This is a genomic window from Streptomyces sp. NPDC043870 (assembly GCF_056435785.1).
In genome coordinates, this window is the sequence record NZ_JBWKDT010000018.1 from 143,253 (window position 1) to 146,961 (window position 3,709).

At 70.5% G+C, this 3,709-nt stretch carries 3 protein-coding genes and 3 pseudogenes; 4 read left to right on the top strand and 2 right to left on the bottom strand.

Annotation, left to right across the window (positions count from 1 at the left end; translation table 11 throughout):
• The first annotated feature begins 116 nt into the window (after positions 1-116).
• Positions 117-1,091 (top strand): LacI family DNA-binding transcriptional regulator, encoded by a 975-nt coding sequence (locus AC0699_RS22685; protein WP_478663089.1) that lies wholly within the window; start codon positions 117-119, stop codon positions 1,089-1,091.
• Positions 1,092-1,099: 8 nt separating this feature from the next.
• Here AC0699_RS22685 and AC0699_RS22690 read toward each other — a convergent pair.
• Positions 1,100-1,317, bottom strand: a pseudogene (locus AC0699_RS22690) (NUDIX hydrolase); the annotation flags it as partial.
• Here AC0699_RS22690 and AC0699_RS22695 point away from each other — a divergent pair.
• Positions 1,317-1,412: pseudogene (locus AC0699_RS22695) on the top strand (IS5/IS1182 family transposase); the annotation flags it as partial. The pseudogenes AC0699_RS22690 and AC0699_RS22695 sit on opposite strands and share 1 nt — an antisense overlap.
• A 43-nt stretch (positions 1,413-1,455) precedes the next feature.
• Here the strand turns inward: AC0699_RS22695 and AC0699_RS22700 are convergent.
• Entirely contained in the window at positions 1,456-1,947 is a 492-nt protein-coding gene (locus AC0699_RS22700) for a DUF1453 domain-containing protein (protein WP_478663071.1), read from the bottom strand.
• A 56-nt stretch (positions 1,948-2,003) separates the two neighbouring features.
• Between AC0699_RS22700 and AC0699_RS22705 the strand changes: the two genes are divergently transcribed.
• Positions 2,004-2,621 carry a TetR/AcrR family transcriptional regulator gene (locus AC0699_RS22705; protein WP_478663074.1) on the top strand — a complete coding sequence of 206 codons (618 nt, stop codon included), beginning with the start codon at positions 2,004-2,006 and terminating at the stop codon, positions 2,619-2,621.
• Between the two features lie 120 nt (positions 2,622-2,741).
• Positions 2,742-3,215, top strand: a pseudogene (locus tag AC0699_RS22710) (JmjC domain-containing protein); the annotation flags it as partial.
• Positions 3,216-3,709 lie beyond the last annotated feature (494 nt).

The following is a 3,709-nucleotide window of genomic DNA, read 5'->3' on the forward strand; positions in this document are numbered from 1 at the left end:
CGACCACCATCCCCGCCCCCCCCCCCAACCCCCCCATTCCTTCCCCTCCCCCCCCCCCCCCCCCCCCCCCCCCCCCCCCCCCCCCCCCCCCCCCCCCCCCCCCCCGCCTCGCCGACATCGCGGCCCAGTCGGGAGTCAGCGAGGCCACGGTCAGCCGTGTCCTCAACGGCAAGCCGGGCGTCTCCGCGGCGACCCGCACACGGGTGCTCGCCGCGCTCGACATCCTCGGCTACGAGCGTCCCGTACGGCTGCGCCGCCGCAGCGCCGGGCTGATCGGACTGGTGGTGCCGGAGCTGACCAACCCGATCTTCCCCGCCTTCGCCCAGGTCATCGAGCAGGTCCTGGCCGGACACGGCTACACGCCGGTGCTGTGCTGCCAGCAGCCCGGCGGAGCGACCGAGGACGAACTCGTCGAGCAGCTGGAGGAGAGCGGCGTCGACGGCATCGTCTTCCTCTCCGGGCTCCATGCGGACACGGCCGCGGACCAGGGCCGCTACGCCGAACTGGCCGCGCGCCGGGTCCCGTTCGTGCTCGTCAACGGCTACAACGAGCTCGTCGACGCCCCCTTCGTCTCGCCCGACGACCACATGGCGGCGGCCATGGCCGTACGCCATCTCGCCGAGCTGGGCCACGAGCGGATCGGGCTCGCGGTCGGGCCCGTCCGGTACGTACCGTCGCGGCGCAAGACGGAGGGCTTCCTGGAGGCGGCGGGGCCGGGCGCCGAGCGGTACGTCCGGCACACCCTCTTCAGCGTCGAGGGCGGACACGCGGCGGCCGCCGACCTCATCGACGCGGGCTGCACCGGCATCGTCTGCGGCAGCGACATGATGGCGCTCGGTGTCATCAGGGCCGCCCGGGAGCGCGGCCTCGACGTGCCGGGCGGACTGTCCGTGGTGGGGTACGACGACTCGCCGCTGATCCCGTTCACGGATCCGCCACTGACCACCGTGCGGCAGCCCGTCCAGGCCATGGCGTCGGCGGCGGTCGGCGCGCTGCTGGAGGAGATCCGGGGCAATCCCGTGCCGAGCACGGAGTACGTCTTCCAGCCGGAGTTGGTGGTGCGGGGGTCGACGGCGCGGGTGCGGGGCTGAGGGCTGCCGCCCGCCGGGATGGATTCAGGGCAGGGCGTCGCGGCGGTGTCGACGAAGTCTCCGGGGATCGCGTTGACGTCGACCATCGGACCTGGGAGTGCTTGCGGGGTTCTCGGTTCTCGGGTTCCCCGGTCCATCCGTGCGCGGCGAAGACGACGGTGAGAAAACCGTTGGGCGCTTCGACGCCCCAGGCGCCGTGGATGATGTGCGCGACATTGAGGCCCTCAACATCGTTCAGATGAGGCCCTGGGCCGCTCCCGTGGCGGTCTGCCCTGCAAGATCCATCTGGCCGGTGAGGGCGGCCGACGTCCGCTCGCGTTCACCCAGCAAAGCGGGTCCGACATGTGCGGGGTATGGCGATGAGTCAGCGAGCACGTGCCGGAGCGAAGGGGATTCCCGAAGCCATGCCGCGGCGGCCGATCATGAGGGACTCGCCGAGGAAGCTTACGCCGATGGAGAGCTGGAGGGGGCGTGCGTTCTCGTGCATGCCCATCTTCACCGCCAGGACATTGAAGCCGGCCGTGACTGCCAGGGTGCCGATCAGGGCGAGGAAGGTGCGGCCGGTGTATCGCTGCCACAGGACGCCTCCCTTGTCGACGAGTTGAACGGTGGCGCCGCGGAGTGCGCCGAGTGCCGCGCCGAGGGCGGCGCCCGTGATGACCCAGGTGAGGTCGGTGCCGGTCAGGTCCGTCATCTTGACGAGGGACAGGACGCCTATCCCGGTCAGGATCGCCGGGGCCGCGAAGAGATCCCTTACGTTGACCGGTTCGCCGATCATCCGTTTGATCACGACCACGAGCACGACCACCGCGATGATCGCGGCGAGCAGCCAGGGGTTCACGCAGATACCGCCCATCTTTATAGCGTGCTTGAGCTAAAATGATGTTAGCCCAGTCGTGCTATAACAGCAATGTGCCAAAGATCGTCGATCCCGTGGCCCGCCGCAGGGCGGTGGCGCAGGCCGTCCTGTCCGTCGTCGCCCGGCATGGGCTGGAGCATGCGTCTCTGCGCAACGTCGCCGATGAAGCCGGACTCGCCATCGGCTCGGTCCGCCACTACTTCGCCGACCACGACGAGTTGATGACCTTCACGATGAGGGAGCTGAGCCAGCGCATCGGCGACCGTATCCGCACCCACGCCGAGCGGCTCCTGGCTCCCGACGGCCGCACCGACCGCCGGGCCGCAACAGAAGAGCTCCTGGCCGAGTTCCTCCCTCTGGACGAGGCCCGCCGCCAGGAGGCCGCACTCTGGCTCGTCTTCACCGCCGCGGCACACACCCGCCCCGAACTGCGGCCCTGTGCAGCCGAGATGCAGGCCGACCTGCACGCCCTGATGTCGCGTGTGCTGCACGAAGCCCGGTGGGCCGGCGGGCTGCCGGGCGGCATGGACGTTGAACTGGAAAGCACGCGACTGGCCGCCCTCCTCGACGGACTCGCTCTCCAGGCGACGCTGCTGCCGGACCGCTATCCGCCGAAGCTGCTCCGGCAGGTACTGCGGCGGCACCTGGACGCCCTCAAAGCCGGCAGCTGACCTCCGGCCAACGCGTTCAGCGCGCACGCCTCGGAGACATCAGGGGCTCACCGACCAACCGGCCGGCACCTCCTCGCGTTCGCCGCCGTGCCGGTGTGGCAGGCGAAAGCCCGCAGTCCCTTCACCGACAGCGTCAGCCCTCGCGGCCAGAGCATCCCCATGGTCAACATGCAAAGCCTGGGCCGGCTGTTGCGTGAAGGGGCAACGGTCATCCTCGATCAGGCCGACGTCTTCGACCTGACGATGGAAGTCGCGTGCCGGGCGCTGCAGTGGTGGTCGCACGAGCGGGTGCAGGTCAACGCGTATCTGACGACAAACGAGGCATCCGGCTTCCCGCTGCACTGGGACGACCACGAGGTTGTGATCGTCCACGTCGTGGCCTCGGGGAAGAAGCTCACTTTCACGGCCAAGGCCCCGCCCGCACTGCGTCTGTTGCTGAGCGGCAAGCCCGTCCCGATCAACCAAGCCGCGGCCGTCGTCGGGTCCGACGTGACGGAGGTGGCCGAGATCCTGGTGAAGGAGGAGATGTGCGCGACCCTGACCCCCGAGTTGTCCTCGGGTTACACCGGTCTCGTCACGAACGCCGTCTCCTGACGGGCGCGCGGCCGGGTCGCCCCTCCTCCGTCCTCGACGTCCAGCATCCGGTAATCCGACCTGCCTGACATCGACGGTGCCTCGGACCAGAGCCTGCAAGTTCTTGCGGACCCATGTCTTCCATGTGTCGCACACATGTCGAAACCATTGACCGTTGGACCGTCTACCCCTACGGTCACCTGCGCAGTGAGGTTTTCATTCTTGCAGCAAGAGAATTCAATCCCCATATCCCCGGGCAACCCCCACATCCCCACATCCCCCACCCTCCCTGAGCCGCAGGAGGATTCATGGCCAGCAGATCTCTGGCCGCCGCACTCGCCCTCACGGCGGGAGCAGCGGCCGCGGTGATCGCGCCGGGGGGGGGGGGGGGGGGGGGGGGGGGGGGGGGGGGGGGGGGGGGGGGGGGGGGGGGGGGGGGGGGGGGGGGGGGGGGGGGGGGGGGGGGGGGGGGGGGGGGGGGGGGGGGGGGGGGGGGGGGGGGGGGGGGGGTGGGG